The organism is Methylobacterium sp. 275MFSha3.1, from assembly GCF_900108435.1.
In the GTDB taxonomy this organism is placed as follows: Bacteria; Pseudomonadota; Alphaproteobacteria; order Rhizobiales; family Beijerinckiaceae; genus Methylobacterium.
In genome coordinates, this window is record NZ_FNWP01000014.1 from 1 (window position 1) to 20,368 (window position 20,368).

The 20,368-nt window shown below is 73.2% G+C and carries 16 protein-coding genes, 1 tRNA gene and 1 rRNA gene; 12 read left to right on the top strand and 6 right to left on the bottom strand.

Translation table 11 applies throughout. The annotated features are described in order from the left end of the window. Positions 1-215 precede the first annotated feature (215 nt). The 5 genes from rrf (at position 216) to BLW78_RS17380 (ending at position 7,711) form a co-directional block, all read left to right on the top strand. Positions 216-331, top strand: a 5S ribosomal RNA gene (gene rrf, locus BLW78_RS17360). 109 nt (positions 332-440) lie between these two features. Continuing rightward, positions 441-517, top strand: a tRNA-Met gene (locus tag BLW78_RS17365). Between the two features lie 434 nt (positions 518-951). Then, a complete protein-coding gene (locus tag BLW78_RS17370; protein ID WP_091681073.1) occupies positions 952-2,910 on the top strand; it encodes an autotransporter assembly complex protein TamA in 1,959 nt (652 codons plus the stop codon). Then, a complete protein-coding gene (locus BLW78_RS17375; RefSeq protein WP_091681074.1) occupies positions 2,911-7,263 on the top strand; it encodes a translocation/assembly module TamB domain-containing protein in 4,353 nt (1,450 codons plus the stop codon). A gap of 130 nt (positions 7,264-7,393) precedes the next feature. Beyond that, the gene (locus tag BLW78_RS17380; protein WP_091681076.1) at positions 7,394-7,711 is read left to right on the top strand and encodes an HPr family phosphocarrier protein; all 318 of its coding nucleotides are present in this window, start codon (positions 7,394-7,396) and stop codon (positions 7,709-7,711) included. 3 nt (positions 7,712-7,714) lie between these two features. Here BLW78_RS17380 and nth read toward each other — a convergent pair whose 3' ends face one another. The 4 genes from nth to BLW78_RS17400 form a co-directional block, all read right to left on the bottom strand. After that, positions 7,715-8,335, bottom strand: coding sequence for an endonuclease III domain-containing protein (gene nth / locus BLW78_RS17385; RefSeq protein WP_244526972.1), 621 nt, complete (start codon positions 8,333-8,335; stop codon positions 7,715-7,717). Positions 8,336-8,507: 172 nt separating this feature from the next. Continuing rightward, positions 8,508-9,383, bottom strand: a complete 876-nt coding sequence (locus BLW78_RS17390; RefSeq protein WP_091681079.1) for a GNAT family N-acetyltransferase — start codon at positions 9,381-9,383, stop codon at positions 8,508-8,510. Between the two features lie 104 nt (positions 9,384-9,487). Beyond that, positions 9,488-10,594, bottom strand: coding sequence for a CobW family GTP-binding protein (locus BLW78_RS17395; protein ID WP_091681080.1), 1,107 nt, complete (start codon positions 10,592-10,594; stop codon positions 9,488-9,490). 66 nt (positions 10,595-10,660) lie between these two features. Further along, positions 10,661-12,178, bottom strand: coding sequence for a D-alanyl-D-alanine carboxypeptidase family protein (locus BLW78_RS17400; RefSeq protein ID WP_091681083.1), 1,518 nt, complete (start codon positions 12,176-12,178; stop codon positions 10,661-10,663). Positions 12,179-12,448: 270 nt separating this feature from the next. On the opposite strand from BLW78_RS17400, the gene queE reads away from it, so the two are divergent. After that, complete coding sequence (gene queE / locus BLW78_RS17405; protein WP_091681085.1) at positions 12,449-13,081, top strand: 7-carboxy-7-deazaguanine synthase; 633 nt, start codon at positions 12,449-12,451, stop codon at positions 13,079-13,081. Between the two features lie 286 nt (positions 13,082-13,367). Here the strand turns inward: queE and BLW78_RS17410 are convergent, their stop codons facing one another. Continuing rightward, positions 13,368-14,279: a DUF6925 family protein gene (locus tag BLW78_RS17410; protein ID WP_091681086.1), complete on the bottom strand. Its 912-nt coding sequence runs from the start codon at positions 14,277-14,279 to the stop codon at positions 13,368-13,370. A 175-nt stretch (positions 14,280-14,454) separates the two neighbouring features. Between BLW78_RS17410 and rfbC the strand changes: the two genes are divergently transcribed. The 4 genes from rfbC (at position 14,455) to rfbA (ending at position 17,950) form a co-directional block, all read left to right on the top strand. Continuing rightward, positions 14,455-15,006: a dTDP-4-dehydrorhamnose 3,5-epimerase gene (gene rfbC, locus BLW78_RS17415; protein WP_020094104.1), complete on the top strand. Its 552-nt coding sequence runs from the start codon at positions 14,455-14,457 to the stop codon at positions 15,004-15,006. A 93-nt stretch (positions 15,007-15,099) separates the two neighbouring features. Then, on the top strand, positions 15,100-16,149 hold the full coding sequence (gene rfbB, locus BLW78_RS17420; protein ID WP_091681088.1) for a dTDP-glucose 4,6-dehydratase: 1,050 nt from the start codon (positions 15,100-15,102) through the stop codon (positions 16,147-16,149). Beyond that, positions 16,149-17,054, top strand: a complete 906-nt coding sequence (rfbD, locus tag BLW78_RS17425; RefSeq protein WP_091681089.1) for a dTDP-4-dehydrorhamnose reductase — start codon at positions 16,149-16,151, stop codon at positions 17,052-17,054. The genes rfbB and rfbD overlap by 1 nt, the downstream gene beginning before the upstream one ends. Beyond that, positions 17,051-17,950 (top strand): glucose-1-phosphate thymidylyltransferase RfbA, encoded by a 900-nt coding sequence (gene rfbA / locus BLW78_RS17430; protein ID WP_056534087.1) that lies wholly within the window; start codon positions 17,051-17,053, stop codon positions 17,948-17,950. The genes rfbD and rfbA overlap by 4 nt, the downstream gene beginning before the upstream one ends. A 30-nt stretch (positions 17,951-17,980) precedes the next feature. Here the strand turns inward: rfbA and BLW78_RS17435 are convergent, their stop codons facing one another. Beyond that, positions 17,981-18,247, bottom strand: coding sequence for a hypothetical protein (locus tag BLW78_RS17435; protein WP_020094108.1), 267 nt, complete (start codon positions 18,245-18,247; stop codon positions 17,981-17,983). Between the two features lie 169 nt (positions 18,248-18,416). On the opposite strand from BLW78_RS17435, the gene BLW78_RS17440 reads away from it, so the two are divergent. Both BLW78_RS17440 and BLW78_RS17445 read left to right on the top strand, forming a co-directional pair. Beyond that, complete coding sequence (locus BLW78_RS17440; RefSeq protein WP_091681091.1) at positions 18,417-19,514, top strand: OpgC family protein; 1,098 nt, start codon at positions 18,417-18,419, stop codon at positions 19,512-19,514. Then, positions 19,475-20,347 carry an SGNH/GDSL hydrolase family protein gene (locus BLW78_RS17445; protein WP_020094110.1) on the top strand — a complete coding sequence of 291 codons (873 nt, stop codon included), beginning with the start codon at positions 19,475-19,477 and terminating at the stop codon, positions 20,345-20,347. The genes BLW78_RS17440 and BLW78_RS17445 overlap by 40 nt, the downstream gene beginning before the upstream one ends. Positions 20,348-20,368 lie beyond the last annotated feature (21 nt).

Consider the following 20,368-nt stretch of genomic DNA (forward strand, 5'->3'; position numbering starts at 1 on the left):
CGCGTTGAGCCGACCGGTACTAATCGCCCGATTGGCTTGATCGCTCTCGTGATCCGTGTCCGTGTGTGACCGGCAGCCGCTGCAAAGCGGGTGACGGGCACACAGCCACGGTTATAAGAAGACCCGCAGCGATGACGCTGCATGCTTGCCGAACACAGCACTCGCCGTCGCAGCACCCTGCGACGCCCAGTGCCAAACAAATTGCGATGCGCCGGTCTGGTGGCCTGAGCGGCGTGCCCAGAACCCGATCCCATCTCGAACTCGGCCGTTAAACACGCCAGCGCCTATGGTACTGTGTCTCAAGACACGGGAGAGTCGGTCGCCGCCAGACCCGCCCATCGCAATCATCATTCCCTCGACACGAACACCGATCCGGCCCCCGGACACGGCGCACGCTCACACAGAGCCCGCGTCGACCCGGACCAGCCGCACAGACTTGGCGCGGGGTGGAGCAGCCCGGTAGCTCGTCAGGCTCATAACCTGAAGGTCACAGGTTCAAATCCTGTCCCCGCAACCAAATCCGACACACAGAACCCGCCGCGCTCAACAGCGCGGCGGGTTCTGCGTTGTGGCAGTAAGTCGCGTGGAACCGCTCGTGGCGCGGACACGCTCCGTGACAGGGCCTGCCCTCCGCGAGGGGAGGGGAGTCCGAGCACCGCGCCGCCCCGGGTTCGCGGTCTGTGCCGCCTGCATCACGCGCCTCGAGCCCGTCGTCGGCCAGCCTCATCGCGAGCGGCCGAACCGGTTCCCGGGCGCGGTCCCCGGGCCGCGACCTTGGCGGTGTTGGCCTCGCAGGCACCTGGCCTTAAGATGCGGTGGGGTACGTCGTGATACGGCGTAAGGGGGGAGCGGCAATGATCTCACAGGCAGGCGGCACGGCCGACCTCGATCGGAGCTGAAGAGCGCGGTTTGCGCGTCTCCGCTCCCTCTCATCGTGCGGCCCGCCCGGTGATGCGTCGCGCATCGCCGCCGAGGCTGGCCGCCCTGGCCCTGGCCCTGCTGGTCGCCGCGGGGAGCCAACCCGCGCGCGCCTTCGACCTGTTCGGCCTGTTCGGCAGCGAGCCGGAGCCGCCGCCACCGAGCGCGACAGCGCTTCCGTACACGCTGCGGATCACCGGCACGGACGATTCCGACGTGCTGCGGGCCCTGCAGGACACGTCCACCCTCTATCGCCTGCGGCAGGAACCGCCGCCCGACGGCGAGGGCCTGCTGCGCCGGGCCGAGACCGACCGCGCCAAGCTCGCCGACGTCCTGTCGGGCTACGGCTACTATCAGGGAACGGTGTCGATCCGGATCGACGGGGCGCCCGTGCCGGGCCAGGCGGCGACCGCGGTCGGTGCCGCGGAGGCGTGGCGCAACCGCGGCCTCGTCCCGGTACGGATCGCGGTCGATCTCGGACCCCTCTACCATCTGCGCCGGATCACCGTGCGCGATCCGGCGGGCAACCCGTTCCCGGACGCCGTTCTGCCCGCGCGGGTCACCCGCGTCGACGACGACGTGCCCGCGCGTTCCGCCACCGTGCTGGCGCGGGAAGCGCAGATCGTCGACCAGTTCCGCGCGCAGGGCCATCCCTTCGCCAAGGTGATCGCGCGCGACCCCGTGGTGGACGATTCCGCCCACGTCATGGACGTGACCTTCACGGTGGCGCCGGGCCCGGTGGCCGGACTCGGCCCGGTCACGGTCAGCGGGGCGCCGGGCATCGACCCGGCCACCATCCGGTCCTTCATCTACGCCGAGCCGGGCGACCCGTACTCGCCCCAGGCGGTGGCGGCGATCCGCCGGTCGGTGGCGCGGATCGAGGGGATCGGCGGCGTGCGGGTCCGCGAGGGCACGACCCTCGACGCCGACGGGAACCTGCCGCTGTTCGTCGCGGTCACCGAGCGCGAGCGCAACCTCGTGGGCGTCTCGGCGCGCTACTCCACCGTCGACGGGCCGGGCGTGCGGGCCTACTACGCCAACCGCAACCTGTTCGGTGGCGGCGAGTCCTTCCGGGTGGATGCCGACATCTACTATCTGGGTCTCGGGAACGACCCGTTCGCCAACCAGCGCAAGCTCGCGGGGATCGGCACGAACGGCCTCGGCGGCCGCCTCTCGGCGACCTACGTCCAGCCGGCCCTTTGGGGGACGCGCAACGACTTTCTCGCCAACGCCTTCATCACCCGCGAGGTGCAGCAGAGCTACCTCGTGGATGGCGGGGGCGTCTCGGGGGCGATCCGCCACCGGTTCTCGGACACGTTCTCGGCGCAGATCGGGCTCGACGCGCAGGCGGGCCGGTCGAAGGACGCCCTCGGCACGGTCAATTACCGGCTGATCGGCGTGCCCGCCTCGGTCACCTACGATTCCACCGACAGCCTCCTCGACCCGACCCGGGGCGTCCGGGCCATCGCCTCGCTGGCGGTCTATCCCGGCGCGATCTCCTCGCCCGGCATCGTCGTGGCCAAGGCGCAGGGCTCCACCTACTACGCCCTCGACGACGAGGCCCGCGTGATCCTGGCCGGCCGCGTCGGCTTCGGCTCGGTCTCGGGCGCGCCGCTGGGGGAGATCCCCGACAATTTCAGGTTCTTCGCGGGCGGCGGCGGCTCGGTGCGGGGCTACCCATACCGGACCCTCGGGCCGATCGGCCCCTTCAACCTGCCGATCGGCGGCCGCAGCCTGCTGGAGGCCTCGCTCGAGGCGCGCATCAAGGTCACCGACACGATCGGCGTCGTGCCGTTCTTCGACGCGGGCACCGCCTTCGCCTCGGCGACGCCGGATTTCGACGAGAAGATCCGCAAATCCGTGGGCATCGGCCTGCGCTACTACACCGGCATCGGGCCGATCCGCGCGGACGTCGCCTTCCCGCTCGATCCCTACAAGGGCGGACACGTGCGTCCCGCCGTCCTGTATCTCAGCCTGGGGCAGGCGTTCTGAATGGTATTCCGGACCGGACTCACGCCGCGCACCGCGCGTCCGACCGCCCGTCCCGGCCGGTTGAGCCTGGCGCTCGTCCTGGTCTGCCTCGCCCTGCTGCCCTGGACCCTCGCGGCGACGCGCGCCGACGAGGGCGACAAGTCCGTCCTCGGCGGCCTCCTGTCCCGCGCCCTGTCGACGCCCTCGTCGCGGGTGGCGATCGGCGCCATCGACGGCGCCCTGTCCTCGGACGCGACCATCCGGGACGTGGCGATCAGCGACCGCGACGGCGTCTGGCTGAAGCTCGACCGGGCCCGCATCGTCTGGCGGCGGCTGGCCCTCCTGTCGGGACGGCTGGAGGTCGACAGCCTCGAGATCGGGCATCTCGACGTGCTGCGCCGCCCGATCCCCGGACCGCCGCCGCCCGAGGCCAAGCCCGACGGGCGGCTCCTCCCGGACCTGCCGGTCAAGGTCGAGATCAAGGGGTTCAAGCTGGCCGAGCTGACGCTGGGCGAGGCGGTGGCCGGGCAGCCGGCGCGGCTGTCGGCGGAGGGCCGGGCGAAGCTCGGCGCCGCCAGCGAGGGGCTCGACCTGCAGGCGAGGGCGCAGCGCCTCGACGCGCCGGGCCGCTTCCTGCTGTCGCTGCTGTTCGTGCCGAACGGCGAGCGGCTGGAACTCAAGGCGAACCTGGTCGAGCCGGCGGGCGGACTGCTCTCGAAGGCCGCCAACCTGCCCGGCACCCCGCCGATCGACTTCGCGCTCGACGGGACCGGGACACTGGATGCCTGGGGGGCCAAGCTCGACTTCACGGCCGGTCCCGACATCGGCGCCAGGGGCGGGGCGAAGATCTCCCGCATCGGGGCCGAGCGGCGCCTCGCCCTCGACCTCGCGGCCCGGATCGAGGGGCTGATGCCCGGTCCGGCGGCGGCGGTCTTCGCCGGCACCACCAAGCTCGACGGCGGCCTCGCCTTCGCGGATAGCGGCGCCTTCCGGATCGACCGGCTGGAGCTGACCTCCCGCACGGCGCGCCTGACGGCCGGCGGCAGCCTCACCCGCGACCGGGTCGCCGACCTGACGTTGCAGGCGCGCGCCCTGCCGACGGAGGGCGACGTCACCCGGGCCGGCGAGGCCGAGATCGGCAAGCTCGTCTTCGACGGCAGCCTCAAGGGACCGCTGGCGGCGCCCACCGTCCGGGGCCGTCTCGACGCGGCCGCCCTGCGCAGCCGCGATTCCAGCCTGGACCGGATCGAGGCCAGCCTCGGCATCGACCCGCAGGGCGAGCCGTCGGCGCAGCGTTTCGCCATCGCGGCGGACGGCCGGGTCGACGGGCTGAAGCTCGCCGACCCGGCCCTGCGCCGGGCGATCGGCAGCCGGGCCACCGTGACGCTCCGGGCCTCGGCCGGCGCCGACGGCGTTCTCGATATCGCGGCGCTCAAGCTCGATTCCGACACGGCGCGGGCCGCCTATGCCGGCCGGGTCGGCCAGAACACCCTGACCGGCACCGTGGACGCGGCGCTGCCGGACCTCTCCGTCTTCTCGGGCCTCGCGGGCCAGGGTCTCGCGGGCAGCCTCGACGCCAAGGCGCGGCTCAGCGGCGATCCGGCGCGCAAGGCCGTCGCCGCCGACCTCGCCGTGACGACGAGCGGCGTCGTCACCGGGATCCGGGCGGCCGACCGCACCCTCGGCCGCGCGCCGAGCCTCCAGGGGCGCGTCTCCCAGACCTTCGACGGGTACGGCTTCGACCATCTGCGCCTCGAAGGCTCCGGCGTCACCGCGACCCTGCAGGGCGAGGCGACGGCGACCCGCGCGGACGTCACCGGCAGGATCGACCTCAAGAGCCTCGCGGATCTCGACGGGCGCCTCACCGGCAGGGCGGGCGTCGACGCGCGCCTGACCGGATCCCTCGAGCATCCGGACGTGACCGCGACCCTGACGGCGCCCTCCGCCACGGCGGCCGGCAAGCCGATCCGGGACCTGCGCGTCGAGGCGGTCCTGCGGGACGCGCTCCTCGCGCCGGACGGCACGGTCCGGCTCGGCGGCGATGTCGGCGGCAAGCCGCTGACCGGCGGCGCGCACCTCGCGCGCGTCGGCGGGGACTGGGTCCTCGACCGGCTCGGCCTCGATCTCGGCTCGGTCTCCGTCGCCGGCCAGGCGACGGTCGCGGCCGACACGTGGCTGTCGGCCGGCGCGCTCACCGTGCGGGCCGGCGACCTGACGGACATCGCGCCCCTGGTCCCGGAACCGGTCGCGGGCCGTCTCGACGCCGCGCTGACCCTCGCCCGCGACGGCGGGCGCCAGGACGTGACCGTCCGCGCCACCGGGGCCGGTCTCCGCTACGGCGAGACCGCCCTCGCGCGGCTCGACGCGGACCTCTCGGGACGCGACCTGCGCGCCCACCCGGTCCTCGACGGGCGCGTCGAGGCCGACCGGCTCCTGGCCGCCGGCCAGCAGGTCGACACGATCCGGCTCCTCGCGAACGGCACGCCCGCCTTCAGCGACGTGAGCCTCACCGCCCGGGCGCGCGGCTTCACGCTCGACGGTGCCGCGCGGGTCGTCCCGGCCGCGGACACGCGGATCGAGATCCAGCGCCTGTCGGCGGCCCGCGGCAACGACCGCTTCGCCCTCACCGGGCCGGCGGCGATCACCCTCCGGGACGGCGGCGCGGTGATCGACGGCCTGTCGATCGCGGCGGGCTCCGGCCGCATCACGGTCGCGGGCCGCGCCGGGCGGGATCTCGACCTCAAGGTGGCGATCCGGTCGCTGCCCCTGTCGCTCGCCCGGATCGCCGCACCGAGCCTCGCCCTCTCGGGGACCCTGGACGGGGAGGCGGATCTCCGCGGCCCCGCGACGCGGCCGGAGGGGCGCTACGCGGTCAGCGTCGCCAAGCTCGTTGCCCCGCAGACGCGGCAGGCCGGCTTGCCGGCGATCGACGCGACCGCCAAGGGCACGCTGTCGGACGGGCAGGCGAGCCTGGACGGGCGGCTCACGGCCGGGCGCGGCGTCGCCCTGACGGTCTCCGGGTCGCTGCCCGTGGAGGCCGGGGGTCCGCTGGACCTGCGCGCGCGCGGGACGCTCGACGCCGCCCTCGCCAATTCCCTCCTGAGCGTCGGCGGCCAGAGCGTCACCGGCAAGATCGCCATCGACGGCGGCGTCACCGGCACGCTCGCGGCGCCGCGGGCCCAGGGCGCGGCGGTGCTGAGCGGCGGGAGCTTCACCGATCCGCTGAACGGGCTCCGCTTTACCGGGATCGAGGGTCGCGTCACCGGCCGCGGCGACAGCGTCGTGGTCGAGCGCCTGACCGCGACCGCCCGCAACGGCGGTCAGGTCTCCGTCACCGGCCGCGTCTCCCTCGCGCCCGACTTCCCGGGCAATTTCCACGTCGTCGCCGACAAGGCCGAACTCGTCTCGAGCCCTCTGATGACGGCCGTGTCGAGCGTCGACATCACGCTGGCGGGGCCGCTGGCGCGGACGCCGCGGATCGCCGGCCGGGTGAACGTCGTGTCGATCGACGTCGCGGTTCCGGACCGGCTGCCGGCCACCATCAGGCCGCTGCCGGGCGTCCGCCACGTCAACACGCCGCCGGCCCTGAAGGCGCGCCTGGCGCAGCGGGCGGAGCGGAAGGCCGCGACCCGGTCCGGGCGACGGGGCGGGAAGCCGGCCGTCCCGTTCGACGCCACCCTCGACGTGACGATCGACGCGCCGAGCCGCATCTTCGTGCGCGGGCGCGGCATCGACGCGGAACTCGGCGGTGCGCTGCGCGTGACCGGCACCTCGGCGTCGCCCAACGCCAACGGCGCGTTCTCGCTGCGGCGCGGACAGTTCGAGCTCGTGGGCCAGCGCCTGGATTTCAGCCGCGGCCGGCTGACCTTCGCCGGCAGCCTGACCACGCCGGAGCTCGATTTCGTCGCCGAGACCAAGGCCACCGACGTGACCGCCCGCATCGCGGTCTCGGGCTTCGCGGACGCGCCGCAATTCTCCCTGACCTCGGATCCGGTCCTGCCGCAGGACGAGATCCTGTCGCGGATCCTGTTCAAGAAGGCCTCGGCCGGCCTGTCGCCGTTCCAGGCGCTGCAGCTCGCCCAGGCGGTCGCCCAGCTCTCGGGGGGCGCCGCCGGTCCGGACGTGTTCGAGCAGGCGCGCAAGAGCCTCGGCCTCGACAGCCTCGACGTCTCCACCGGCGCGAGCGGCGGGCCGGCGATCGGCGCCTCGCGCTACATCTCGGATCGGGTCAGCGTCGGCGTGAAGGCCGGGGCGAAGCCCGCCGACACCGCCGTCGGGGTCGACTTCGACGTCACCCGCCGGATCAAGCTGAAGGGCGAGGCCGGGACCGACGGCCGCACCAGCCTCGGCGTCGGCGCCGAGTACGAGTGGTAGCCGGCACGGTCACACAGCCGCCCGTTCCACCGCGCCCGCGGGGCTGCGGGATCGACACGCCCGGTCAATGGTTTAGGTTCGGGACGAGCGGCCGCCAGGGCCGCCGATCGGGCGGGAAACACCACGGGCGATGGACGAGCTTTTCGAGACCGATGACGATCCGCCGGTTCCGGAGGGCGGCCTGCTCCGCAAGCTCCCGATCATCAACAGGCGGGGCCTCCACGCCCGCGCCTCCGCGAAGTTCGTGCAGACCGTGGAGCGCTACGACGCCGCCGTGACGGTCACCCGGGCCGGCGAGACGGTCGGCGGGCGCTCGATCATGGGCCTGCTGACGCTCGGCGCCGCCATGGGCACACGCATCGCCGTCACCGCCGTCGGCCCGGACGCGGAGAGCTGCCTCGACGCCATCGAGGCCCTGCTGGCCAACCGCTTCGGCGAGGACGAGTAGCGTCTAGGCCGTCGCCTTACCCGGCCACGCGCAGAGGTCGGAGACCGGGCACCGGGGGCAGGCGGGCTTCCGGGCCGTGCAGATGTCGCGCCCGTGCCGGAACAGCCAGACATGGGCGTTGTCCTTGAACGCGTCCGGCACGATTCGGGCGAGGCCGTCGGCCACCGCGTCGACCGTCGCGCCCGGGGCGAGGGGGATCCGGTTCGCGATCCGGAAGATGTGGGTGTCGACCGCGATCACCGGCTCGTGGAAGGCGAAGTTCGCCGTGACCTCGGCGCTCTTGCGGCCGATCCCCGGCAGGCGGCGCATCTCCGCGGCGCTGCGCGGGACGGCGCCGCCGTGCTCCGCGAGCAGGACCGCCGACAGCCTGACGATGTTGCGCGCCTTGGAGGGCCCGAGCCCGACCGGCCGGACGATCTCGGTGATCCGGGCCTCCCCCAGGGCCGCCATGGCGGCGGGATCGCGGGCCTCGGCGAACAGCGCGTCCGCGATCCGCGAGACGGTCGGGCCGGTGGACTGGGCCGAGAGCAGCACGGTCACGAGCAGGCGGAACGGGTCGGTGCGGTCGAATCCGGCCTTCGGATCCGGGTCCCGCTCGGCGAGGCGCGCGAGGATGGCGGCCACCCGGTCGGCCTCGCCCGCCCCGCGCGAGCGCGGCACAGTCCGTGCGGCCGCCTTCCGGCGCGGAGCGGGTCGAACGCCGTGGGGCAGGTCGCGGGTCATGTCGGCCAGCTAGGGTTCGCCGCCCCCGTCGACAGGCGCCCCGGACGCGGCGGATTGACCGCTCACCGACCACTCAGGCCCGGGCGCGGCGCCAGGGCACCGCGTTGGCGCCGGCGCACAGGTGGAGCGTCCCGGCGACCACCGCGCCGGCCCGCCGGCGGAACTCGACCCGCAGCGCGCCGCGGCGGGCGAACAGCCGGGTGACCACACGCACCAGCGACGCCTCGGCCGGGTCGGCGATGATCGGCCGCGCGGCCGTGCGGGCGTCGAGGGCGAGGAAGGTCTCGACGGCGTCGCGGACCGCTTCCGGCTCGGTGACGGCGAGCATCTCGGTCTCCGCGGGCTCCCAGCCCTCGGGACGCACGCCGAGCAGGTTCCCGGCCGGGATCGGCCGGGAACGCGCCGGGCGGCTGGCCGCCAGGACGGGGCGCCGCGGCTCCGGATCCGGGGCGGGTGCGGACTGGCCGACGAGTCGGAGCGGGCGGCGCAGCGCCCCGAGCCGCTCCCGCAGCGCCCGGTCGACGGCCTCCGCGGCCGCGCGCTCCACGAGGGCGGCCGCGTCGGGCTCGGCGGGCTGCCAGGGCCGGGCGCGGCGGCCCCAGACCGGATGCGGCATCGCCAGCGGGACCACGCCGCGCAGGGTCTCGTGGCCGTCGCGCGCGTCCCGGCTCCAGGCGAGGGCGACGGCCACGGGACGACCGGCCGGGCAGTGCTGGGCGAGCGGGAGGAGGTGGTCCGGGTCGCGCAGCGGGTCGGTCACCGCGTTGCGCACGAGCATGGCCCGCCACGCGGCGACGGAGGCCGCGTCGACGGCACCGGGTCGCCGCAGATCGACCCGCCAGGTCCCGGTCTCGGCGCCGTCCTCGGCACCGGCTCCGGCTTCCGGATCCGCCGCGCGGTCCGGCCGCTCGGTGAGCCCGCCCTGTATCACGGTGAAGCGTCGCGCCATCCGCGTGTCCTGCCTCTCGACGACCCGTCCCGATCCGGGACGATCCGGCGCCTCCGGGGCGCCCTTCGCGTCGAGGGCTTCAAGGACGGTGCCGACCGCCGGCGTCAGGGGCCGGGGATCGCCAGGGGATTGTCGAAGAGGGCGGCGGCATCCGGCGCGTCGACCCGGGGGCGGCCGAGGAAGGCGTCCCAGAGCTGGCGCACGAAGGCCGGATCGAGGTCGCGCAGGATCAGGACGAGGCGCGAGGTGTGGTCGGGATCCGGCCAGGCCGGGAGGGTGACCGGCGCGTGGAACACGTGCTGGACGCCGTGGACGACGAGGGGACGCTCGGGATCGTCGGCGAGGGCGACGAGGCCCTTGAGCCGGAGCAGCTTCGGCCCGTGGCCGGAGCGCAGGAGATCCATGAACATCTCGAAGGCGGGGCGCGGCACGGGCGCCGCGCTGGTCAGGCAGATCGCCCGGATCGACGCGTCGTGGTGGTTCACGTCGGCGTGGCGGTGATGCGCCTGCTCCAGGGCCGCGTCGCCGAGCCACGCGCGCACGTCGGCGGTCTTGCCGTCGAGGCCGAACAGGCCGCCGAGGAGCGTGTCCGCGGGGGCGTCGGGCGCGACGATCGGGGCGGCCGGGTTGAGCGCCGCGAGGCGCGCGCGGATCCCCGAGAGGTCGCCCGCGAGGTCGGCCTTGGTCAGCACGATCCGGTCGGCGACCGCGGCCTGCCGCAGGGCTTCCGGATGGGCGTCGAGGGTCGCGGCGCCGGTAGCCGCGTCCACCACCGTCACCACGGCCTGGAGACGGTACCGCAGCACGAGGTAGGGGTGGTAGATCAGCGCGTGCAGGATCGGCGCCGGATCGGCGAGGCCCGTCGTCTCGATCACGACCCGGCGGAACGGCCGGATCCGGCCGTTGTCGCGCTTGCGCAGCAGATCCTCGAGGGTGGCGATCAGGTCGCCCCGCACCGTGCAGCACAGGCAGCCGGCGCCGAGCAGGATCATGTCCTCGTCGACGGTCTCGATCAGCAGGTGGTCCAGGCCGATCTCGCCGAACTCGTTGACGATCACCACCGTGTCGGCGAGCGCGGGATCGCGCAGCAGCCGGTTCAGCAGGGTGGTCTTCCCGGCTCCGAGGAACCCGGTGAGCACGGTCAGCGGGATGGGCTCCGGGCGGCGCGGGTCCGGAGCGGGGGCGGGGGTCTCTGACAGAGGCGGCGACATGGGCGACGAAGTGGGGTGTGGCGGCCTCCGCGGCAACGCGGCGGCCGCACGGACACCCGCGCGGACCTACTCGTCGGCCGCCGCCTTCTTGGCGGCCGGCTTCCTGGCCGGGGCCTTGGCCGCCGCCTTGTGGGACGTCGTATCGGCCTTGGCGGGCGACGGCTTGTGGGCGGTCGCCTTCGGCGCCGGCTTGCTCAGGCCCTTACCGGGCTTGGCCTCCGGCATCCCGGGCGTGACGTCCGACGTGTAGGCGCTGGCGTTCCGCGGAACGCCGTGGCCCGGCTTCGCGGCGACCTTGGGAGCGGATTTGGCGGCCGCCTTCGCGGCCTCGGCCCGCTCCAGGCGCGCCGCGCGCGCCTGCTTGGCCGCCTCCAGGGCCGCCGCGCGCTTGGCCTTGGCGGCCTCGAGCTTGGCGGCGCGGGTGTTGGCGGCGGCGGCCTTCTGCTCGGCCTCCTGCGCCTCGAGGATCTGCTGGCCCTCGGCCGGGTTGCGACCGACCCAGACGGCGATCGGCTGGAGCGGTGCCCGCGGCGGCAGGGACCGCGCCCGGAGGGCCGGGTTGGAGAACGCGGCGAGCGCCAGCGCCGGCGAGTTCGCCGCCGAGCCGCCGATCAGCTGCGCGGCCGAACCGGGGGCGCTCAGCGCGCCGGGACCGTCCTCGATGGCCGGGGGCTTCTTGCCGCCGCACACGAAGGGACGCATGTCCGGCGGCGCCGGGATCGCGGAGGCCGGCAGCGCGTCGAGGGTCGGGCTGGTCCAGCCGGCGCTCTGGCCGAAGGCGTAGTCGAACAGGTCGGCGGTCTTCACGTCGCGCTCGCGCGGGGTCGGCTGCCCCATCACGATGGTGACGATCCGCCGGCCGTTGCGCGTGGCGGTCGCCACGACGTTGAAGCCGCCCGAGCAGATGAAACCCGTCTTCATCCCGTCCGTGCCGGGATAGCGCCCGAGCAGGCCGTTGTGGTTCGCCATCACGGCGCGGCCGAACTGGATCGCCGAGATCGAGAACAGGTCGTGGGAATCCGGGAAGTCGCGGATCAACGCCCGGGCGAGGACCGCCATGTCGCGGGCGGAGGTCCACTGGCGCGGGTCGGGCAGGCCGTTCGGGTTGAACCAGCGGCTGTCGTGCATGCCGATCCGCTGCCCGGTCTCGTTCATCAGCGCGGCGAAGTTCTCGACGGATCCCCCGAGCGACTCGCCGATCGCGTAGGCGACGTCGTTCGCCGACTTGACCATGATGATCTTCAGGGCGTTGTCGAGGGTGAGCTGCGTGCCCGGCTTGAAGCCCATCTTCGACGGCGGCTCCGCGGCGGCGGCGGCCGAGATGGTGATCATCGAGTCGAGCGAGACCTTGCCCTGGCGGACGAGGTCCAGGGCGACGTAGGTCGTCATCAGCTTCGTGATCGAGGCCGGGTACCAGGGATCGGTCGGCGCCTGCGCGTAGATGACCTTGCCGGAATCCACGTCGGCCACGAGGATCGGCACCGTCACGGCGTTCGCGGCGCCGATCCCGACGAGGCCCGCCCCGAGCAGACCCGTCAGCGCCGCAAGCCCGACGGTGAGGCGTCGGTAGAGAGAAGAGGACATTCGAGCCCGACTCGTCAGAGGATCGCCTGGATCGACGCCCTGGGGGCGTCGGATTTCCGGCCGGCCAGCCGGAGAGCGGCGCAACCCGGACGGCCGAAAGGCGATCGCCGGACTGCATCTCGGCATGAACGAGCCTACCGTGGCAAGAGCAAGGCGAGATCACATCGCGGGTCTGCACGGCGCGGTTGTCGGTGGCCCGCGCGGGCGGCACGGCTTATGTGCAGGCCGGGCGCGCAAGCCGGATCGCGCGCGACGGTGACTGGGACGGTTGTGGCTTACGCGGTCAAGGAGATCTTCCACACGCTCCAGGGCGAGGGCGCGCAGGCGGGCCGTGCCGCCGTGTTCTGCCGGTTCGCCGGATGCAACCTCTGGTCCGGGCGCGAGGCCGATCGCGCCGCCGCGGCCTGCCGGTTCTGCGACACCGATTTCGTCGGGATGGACGGGGAGGGCGGCGGGCGCTTCGCGGACGCGGCCTCCCTCGCCGACGCGATCGCCGCCACCTGGGCGGGCGGCACCGCGAACCGCTACGTTGTCTTCACCGGCGGCGAGCCGCTGCTCCAGCTCGACACGCCGCTGATCGAGGCCGTCCACGCGGCCGGGTTCGAGATCGCCATCGAGACCAACGGCACGCTGCCGGCGCCCCCGGGGATCGACTGGATCTGCGTCAGCCCCAAGGGGAGCAACGCCCTCGCACAGGTCTCCGGCCACGAGCTGAAGCTCGTCTACCCGCAGGCGGACGCCGATCCCGCGGCCTTCGTGGATCTCGCCTTCCAGCACCGCTTCCTCCAGCCCATGGACGGCCCCGACCGGGTCGCCAGCACCGAGGCGGCGATCGCCTATTGCCGCCGAGACGCCCGCTGGCGGCTCTCGCTGCAGACCCACAAGATGATCGGCATTCCCTGAGAGGCCTGGATTTGGTCCCGGGATTGGGTTCGGACGAAGTGATCGCCAAGCGGGTGCCGCACGAGGCGCCGGTCCCCTTCCCGTGCGGGAGAGGGACAGGGTGAGGGATCAGGGCCATCCGGACGAGTCGCGGCCTGTCGGCAACCCGAGAGCGCGCCTGATCCTGAAGCTTCTCGTCCCTCACCCCGACCCTCTCCCGCACGAGAGGGGGGGGGGGGTTACGGCACGGTTGTCTCGACCGGGATCGCCGTCTCTCCGAACCGTCAGGAAGCGATCGGGGACGGCACTACCTGACGATAGCCCCCCGCTGGGCGCGCGCCGCGCGGATCGCCGAGCGCGCGAACCGTCCGCCCGCGCGCGGCGGATCGGGATCCTGGCCGTCCAGCACGGCGCGGCGCAGGGCCACCAGCGCGGGATCGCCCCATCGGTCGAGCACGCGTCCGAACGCGGCGTGGCGCCCGGCATCGAACGGGACCGGTCGCCCGGCCCCGTCCCGCGCGGGATGGGCCGGATGCAGCGTCCCGCAGGGTATCCAACCCGGCGGGATCGGCGCGGTGGCCGCGTGCGTGCGTGCGAGTCGCAGGAGTTGCGGCAGTACGTGGCACCGCGGACCGGGCCCCGCGGCCGCCCGATCGGCCTCCGGCGCGAAGACCTCGACGCGACCGATGCGGGTGATGACGATCTGGTCCAGGCCCGAGATGACAGCGGACGGCATCGCCGCGGCGCCGGCGGCGAGGAGCGGACGGCCCGCCAGCGCCCGCAAGCGGGCGATCCGCGCGGGGTCGGCGGTCCGGATGCAGGCATCCGCGGCGCGCAGACCGAGGCCGAGATCGAACAGGCGCGCGGCGCGGTCCTCCGGCCGGATTGCCGCCTCGTCGGGACCCAGTTCGGTCAGAACGGCGCGCCGGCCCATCGCGCAGGCGGCCTCGGGAAGGCAGAGCGCGACCGCCTGGCTCCAGCCGTCGGCGAAGCCGGTCTCGTAGGCGAACGGCCTGAGATCCGGATGCGCCCGGACCGCGAGCGCGCCGCGGGCCGTGCGGAGCCCGATCGCGTCGTCCTCGAGGGGCCGTGCCGGCTCGTCGGGTTCCCGCGCGAACACGGCGGCGGCTCCGTAGCCGCCGAGGCTCCACGTGCATGCCGGATCGGCCAGCTGGGCACGCAGCAGGCCGTCCACCGCGGGTCCGGCTCCGCCCGTCATCGGCTCCCCTCGTGCACGCCACCGCAGCCCGCACGCCTTGACACGGACGGCGAATGACCGGAAGTCGCGGTGCATCACCGAGGTTGTGGTCGGCGAGGCGGGCGCGCGACCCGGAACGACCGACGCGGAGACGTCCGCTGGACCTCGCGACGGGATCCGCAAGAAGGGCGCTGGCATGGACGTCATCGAGACCGAGATCCCGGACGTGAAGCGCATCGTCCTGAAGCGCTTCGGCGACGCGCGGGGCTGGTTCTCGGAGACCTTCCGGGCCGACACCCTGGCGCGGGCCGGCATCACCACGCCCTTCGTGCAGGACAACCAGTCCTTCTCGGCCCCGCAGGGGACGGTCCGCGGCCTGCACTTCCAGATCGCCCCCCGCGCGCAGGCCAAGCTGATCCGCGTGCTGCAGGGCGCGATCCTCGACGTCGCGGTCGACATCCGCAGCGACTCGCCGACCTACGGGAAGTACGTCGCCGTCACGCTCGACGCCGAGAACGGCGAGCAGCTCTACATCCCGCACGGCTTCGCGCACGGCTTCTGCACCCTGACCCCCGACGTCATGGTCGCCTACAAGGTCGACGACTACTACAGCCCCGAGCACGACCGCGCGCTGTTCTGGAACGATCCGGCGATCGGGATCCCATGGCCGGTCTCCGGCGAGGCGGCGATCCTGTCCGACAAGGATCGCCGGGCGCCGAAGCTCGCCGATCTCGGCCGCGTCTTCTGAAGAGCGCGGCCCGGCCGCAATTTTGTCACGACGGCCGGTCTTAGGCTGCCCCGGCTTTCTCAGTTCTCGATCGATCCGAAGAGGTAATCCGCCATGCGCATCCTGGTGACCGGAGGCTGCGGCTTCATCGGCTCGGCGCTGGTGTTGCACCTCGTCAACGATCTCGGCCACGACGTCTGCACCCTCGACGCGATGACCTACGCGGCCAACCCGGTCTCGCTGGCGCCGCTCGCCGACAACCCGCGCCATCGCCTGGTCGAGGCCGACATCTGCGACCGCGCCGCCGTGCAGAAGGCCTACGCGGACTTCCAGCCCGAGGCGGTGATGCACCTGGCCGCCGAGAGCCACGTCGACCGCTCGATCACCGACCCGGGCGCCTTCGTGCGCACCAACGTGATCGGCACGCAGACCATGCTGGACGGCGCCCGCGGCCATTACGAGACGCTGCCGGAGGCCGAGAGGAAGACCTTCCGCTTCCTCCACGTCTCCACCGACGAGGTCTACGGCTCGCTGCCGCCGGACGCGTTCTTCACGGAGGAGAGCCGCTACGATCCGCGCTCGCCCTACTCGGCCTCGAAGGCGGCCTCCGACCACCTCGCCCGCGCGTGGCACGAGACCTACGGGCTGCCGGTCCTGGTGACCAACTGCTCGAACAATTACGGGCCGCGTCACTTCCCCGAGAAGCTGATCCCGCTGATGATCCTCAACGCCCTCGAGGGCAAGAAGCTGCCCGTCTACGGCGACGGCCTGAACGAGCGCGACTGGATCCACGTGGAGGACCACGCCAAGGGCCTCGTGGCCGTGCTGGAGCGCGGCCGGATCGGCGAGACCTACCTGCTCGGCGGCCGCGCGGTGCGCAACAACCTCGCGGTGGTCAAGGCGCTGTGCGCCGCCTTCGACCGGCTGCGCCCGCAGGGCGCGCCGCACGAGCAGCTGATCAGCTTCGTGGCCGACCGCCCGGGCCATGACCGGCGCTACGCGATCGACTGCACCAAGGCCGAGACCGAGCTCGGCTGGCGCCCGCAGAAGACCTTCGAGCAGGCGCTGGAGGAGACCGTGGCGTGGTACCTCGGCAACGAGGGCTGGTGGCGCCCGATCCGCGAGGGCCGCTACAAGGGCGAGCGCCTGGGGCTCAACGGCTGATGGACGTCCTCGTCCTCGGCGGCGCCGGCCAGGTCGGCACCGAGTTGCAGGCCCTGACGTGGCCGGACGGCGTCACCGTCCACGCGCCGGGCCGCGCGGACCTCGACATCACCGACGCGGACGCCGTCGCGGCGGCGCTCGCCGCCCGCGCCTACCGGGCGGTGATCAACACCGCCGCCTACACGGCGGTCGACAAGGCCGAGTCCGACGTCGTCGCGGCGTGGCGCCTCAACGCGCTGGCCCCGGCGATCCTGGCGGCCGCGACCGCCGCCAAGCGAATCCCGCTGGTGCACGTCTCGACCGACTACGTCTTCGCCGGGACCAAGCCCGACGGGGCCTACGCGCCCGACGCGCCGATCGACCCGCAGAGCGTCTACGGTGCCAGCAAGGCCGCCGGCGAGCTGGCGGTGCGCACCGGCAACCCGCGCCACGCCATCGTGCGGACCGCCTGGGTGGTGAGCCCGCACCGGGGCAACTTCGTCAAGACGATGCTGCGGCTCGCGGCCGAGCGCGACGCCCTGACCGTGGTGAACGACCAGCACGGGTGCCCGACCTCGGCCGCCGACCTCGCCGCGGCCCTCGCGACGATCGCGCAGGCCATGGCCGGGGATCCGGAGGCGCCGACCGGCACGTTCCACTGCGTGAACCGGGGCGACACCACGTGGTGCGGCTTCGCCGAGGCGATCGTGGCGGGCTCGGCCCGGCGCGGCGGGCGCTCCGTGCCGGTCAAGGGCATCCCGACCTCCGCCTACCCGACGCCGGCCCGGCGGCCGGCCAATTCGCGCCTGTCCACCGACAGCCTCAACGAGGCCTACGGCATCGCGCCGCGGCCCTGGCAGGCGGCGCTCGACGACATCCTGGACCGGCTCGTCGGGCCGGTCTCAGAGGGAGTTTCCAAGCCATGAAGGGCATCGTTCTGGCCGGCGGATCCGGCACGCGCCTGCACCCGGCCACGCTGTCGATCAACAAGCAGCTCCTGCCGGTCTACGACAAGCCGATGATCTACTACCCGGTCTCGGTGCTGATGCTCGCCGGCATCCGCGAGATCCTGATCATCTCGTCGCCGGAGCACCTCGACAACTACAAGCGCCTGTTCGGCACCGGCGAGCAGTTCGGCCTCAAGTTCTCCTACGCCCTGCAGCCGCGGCCGGAGGGCCTCGCCCAGGCCTTCGTGATCGGGCGCGACTTCGTCGGCGACGACGACGTGGCGCTGATCCTCGGCGACAACCTGTTCTTCGGCGCCGGCATGGGCGAGCTCCTGGAGCGCGCGTCGAGCCGCAAGCAGGGCGCGACCGTCTTCGCCTACCACGTCGACAACCCCCAGGCCTACGGCGTCGTCAACCTCGACAAGTCGGGGCGGCCGACGAAGATCGTCGAGAAGCCGCAGAACCCGGAATCGACCTGGGCGGTGACCGGCCTGTACTTCTACGACAACCAGGTGCTCGACATCGCCGCCGACGTGAAGCCCTCGGCCCGGGGCGAGCTGGAGATCACCAGCGTCAACGAGGCCTACCTGCAGCGCGGCCAGCTGCACGTGGAGCGCATGTCGCGCGGCTACGCGTGGCTCGACACCGGGACCCACGACAGCCTGCTGGAGGCGAGCGAGTTCGTCCGCACCCTGCAGAACCGGCAGGGCCTGCAGGTGGCGTGTCTGGAGGAGATCGCCTACCTGCAGAAGTTCATCACCCGCGACCAGCTCGTGGCCCGCGGCGAGATGTTCGCCAAGACCGCCTACGGGCAGAACCTGCTGCGCCTCTCCCGCGAGAGCGAGGACGACCTGCGCCTGCGCCGCGGCAAGTAGCGTCGTCGGCGGCACCCGGGCGCTGCCCCCTTATCGGGGGGCGCAGCCGATGCAGATGCCGCGCATGAGCTTGTCGTTCTCCGCCTCGCGCGGCGTCCGCACGCGCCGGTCGTCCGGCGTCTCGGCACCGGCGCCGCGGCTCGGCGGCATGACGCGGCCGACCGACGAGGTGTTGGGGGCGGTCGCCGTGGAGGCGGGGCCGCCGCCGGTGCCGGTCTGGGCCTGAGCCAGCGCGGGGCCGGTCGCCAGGACCGGCAGGAGGAGCGCGAGGCCGAGGGCGGTGAGGGGGCGGGTCATGGGTGCGGAACTCCGTGCCGGGCCATAACGCGGGTGTGACCGTCCGGTTCGATCGGGCCGCGCGATCCCCACCTTTGTTCGCCTTTGCAGAAGCGATGCGGCGCCGTATCAGGGGCCGCGTTCCCGCCGCCGCCATCCTGATGCGTCGAAACTCGGAGCCGCCGCGACGATGCGGGACCCCAACGCGATCGACTTCTGGCGCGGCTTCGCCCTGATCACGATCTTCATCAACCACATCCCGGGCAACACCTTCGAGCGCTACACCTTCTCGCAGTACGGCATCTCGGACGCGGCCGAGCTGTTCGTGTTCCTAGCCGGCTGGTCGATCGGGATCGCCACTCGCGGGCGCGACGGCCATCCGGAGCCGCCGGGCCGGAGCGTGGTGCGGCTCCTCGCCCGCACCGTCGAGGTCTACCGGGCGCAGCTGACCGTGATGCTGCTGGCGCTCGCGATCATCGCGGGGGCGGCGCTGCTGCTCGACAACCCCCTGATCCTCGAGTGGCACAATGCCGGCGGCTTCTTCGCGGACCCGATCCAGTCGGTCTGCGGGATGGCGCTGCTGACCTACCAGCTCGGCTACTTCAACATCCTGCCGCTCTACGTGCTGCTGATCGGCATCGCGCCCGTCTTCGTCCTGGTCGGCCGCTTCAGCCTGCTCGGGGCCCTGGGACTGTCGGTGAGCGTCTATCTGGCGAGCCTCGTCTTCGGGTGGAACGTCCCGTCCTGGCCGGGCGAGGGCGACTGGTTCTTCGATCCGCTCTGCTGGCAGCTCCTGCTGGTGCTGGGCTTCGTCCTGCAGGGCTGGAACCTCCGCTCCGACGCCCTGCGCCGCTGGTCGCGGCGCCTGATCCCGGCGGGCGTCGGGATCGTTCTCCTCGGGATCGTGCTCGCCGTGACGGAGATCCGCCCGGATCCGATGCTCGTTCCGGAGCCGCGCCTGCTGTTCACGTTCGAGAAGACTTACCTGACCCCGGCGCGACTGGTTCATTTCCTGGGGGTATTGTTAGCGTTTGCACCGCTTTACGCGGTGCTCGCCCCCCGAATCGGCCGCGTCGTCGGTTATCTGAGTCAGATGGGCCGGAATTCACTGGCTGTCTTCTCGATGGGCTCGATCCTGAGCCTGATCGGACAGCTCGTGCGTTTCCAGACGGGCGGCGGCGCGCTGATCGATATGCTGGTCGCCGGCTCGGGCCTGGTCGGGCTGGGGTTTACGGCATGGTTCGTCGAATGGCGCAGCCGCAGCAGATCGTCGCGACCCCGCGCATGACGCGGGCCCGGCTCGCCGCGGCGCTGGCCGTGCTCCTGCTGTCGGGCCCCGCCGGCGGCGCGGCCGCGGCCGAGCAGGCCGCAGGCCCCGTGGCGGACGATCCGGCCCTGTCGCAGGAATGCCGGGTCCCGGGGGCGCAGCTCTACAGCGTCGCCCAGCTCGGCGCCGTCAAGGCCGCGCTGGCGGAGAACCGTCCGCTCAAGATCCTGGCGATCGGCGGCAGCGCGGCGCCGGGCGCCTCGGCCTCCTACCCGGCCAAGCTCGAGGCCGCCCTGGAACACGCCCTGCCGAAGGTCGACGTCGTGATCGACCACCGCGGCCTGCCGGGCGAGATCGCCTCCGGGGCCGCCGAGCGCCTGCGCACCATGGTGGCCGAGGCCGAGCCCGACCTCGTCGTCTGGCAGGTCGGCACCCACGACGCCATCGCCCGCGTCGACGTGGACGCCTTCGCGAGCGCGCTGGCCGAGGCCGTGGGCTGGATGCGGTCCCACGGGATCGACGTGGTGCTGGTCGACCCGATCTACACGGCCAGCATGGCGGCCGACGTCGACTACAACCGGATCGTCGAGGCCGTCCGGAGCGTCGCGACCCAGCAGGGCGTGCCGCTGGTCCGGCGCTACGAGGCCCTGCAGTACCTGTCGCGCCGCAGCGACAAGGGCGAGGGTCACATGCTCGGCCGCCAGTTCCGGCTCAACGACCTCGGCCTGCGCTGCATGGCCGAGCACGTGGCGCTGACGATCGCCACCTCGCTGATGCGGACCGAGGCGCCCAAGGAGCCTAAGGCGGCCCCGGCCCAGCCGCCCTTAACCGAGCCGCAACGCGCCCCGGGCTAGACCGGGCGGCCAGAGATCGGC

What these genes read in the sequence shown, in the direction of transcription:
- BLW78_RS17370 (WP_091681073.1), top strand. Translation starts at nt 952, where the DNA reads ATGCGTCGCGCATCGCCGCCGAGGCTGGCCGCCCTGGCCCTGGCCCTG.
- BLW78_RS17375 (WP_091681074.1), top strand. Translation starts at nt 2,911, where the DNA reads ATGGTATTCCGGACCGGACTCACGCCGCGCACCGCGCGTCCGACCGCC.
- BLW78_RS17380 (WP_091681076.1), top strand. Translation starts at nt 7,394, where the DNA reads ATGGACGAGCTTTTCGAGACCGATGACGATCCGCCGGTTCCGGAGGGC.
- BLW78_RS17390 (WP_091681079.1), bottom strand. Translation starts at nt 9,383, where the DNA reads ATGGCGCGACGCTTCACCGTGATACAGGGCGGGCTCACCGAGCGGCCG.
- BLW78_RS17395 (WP_091681080.1), bottom strand. Translation starts at nt 10,594, where the DNA reads ATGTCGCCGCCTCTGTCAGAGACCCCCGCCCCCGCTCCGGACCCGCGC.
- BLW78_RS17400 (WP_091681083.1), bottom strand. Translation starts at nt 12,178, where the DNA reads ATGTCCTCTTCTCTCTACCGACGCCTCACCGTCGGGCTTGCGGCGCTG.
- BLW78_RS17410 (WP_091681086.1), bottom strand. Translation starts at nt 14,279, where the DNA reads ATGACGGGCGGAGCCGGACCCGCGGTGGACGGCCTGCTGCGTGCCCAG.
- rfbC (WP_020094104.1), top strand. Translation starts at nt 14,455, where the DNA reads ATGGACGTCATCGAGACCGAGATCCCGGACGTGAAGCGCATCGTCCTG.
- rfbB (WP_091681088.1), top strand. Translation starts at nt 15,100, where the DNA reads ATGCGCATCCTGGTGACCGGAGGCTGCGGCTTCATCGGCTCGGCGCTG.
- rfbD (WP_091681089.1), top strand. Translation starts at nt 16,149, where the DNA reads ATGGACGTCCTCGTCCTCGGCGGCGCCGGCCAGGTCGGCACCGAGTTG.
- rfbA (WP_056534087.1), top strand. Translation starts at nt 17,051, where the DNA reads ATGAAGGGCATCGTTCTGGCCGGCGGATCCGGCACGCGCCTGCACCCG.
- BLW78_RS17435 (WP_020094108.1), bottom strand. Translation starts at nt 18,247, where the DNA reads ATGACCCGCCCCCTCACCGCCCTCGGCCTCGCGCTCCTCCTGCCGGTC.
- BLW78_RS17440 (WP_091681091.1), top strand. Translation starts at nt 18,417, where the DNA reads ATGCGGGACCCCAACGCGATCGACTTCTGGCGCGGCTTCGCCCTGATC.
- BLW78_RS17445 (WP_020094110.1), top strand. Translation starts at nt 19,475, where the DNA reads ATGGCGCAGCCGCAGCAGATCGTCGCGACCCCGCGCATGACGCGGGCC.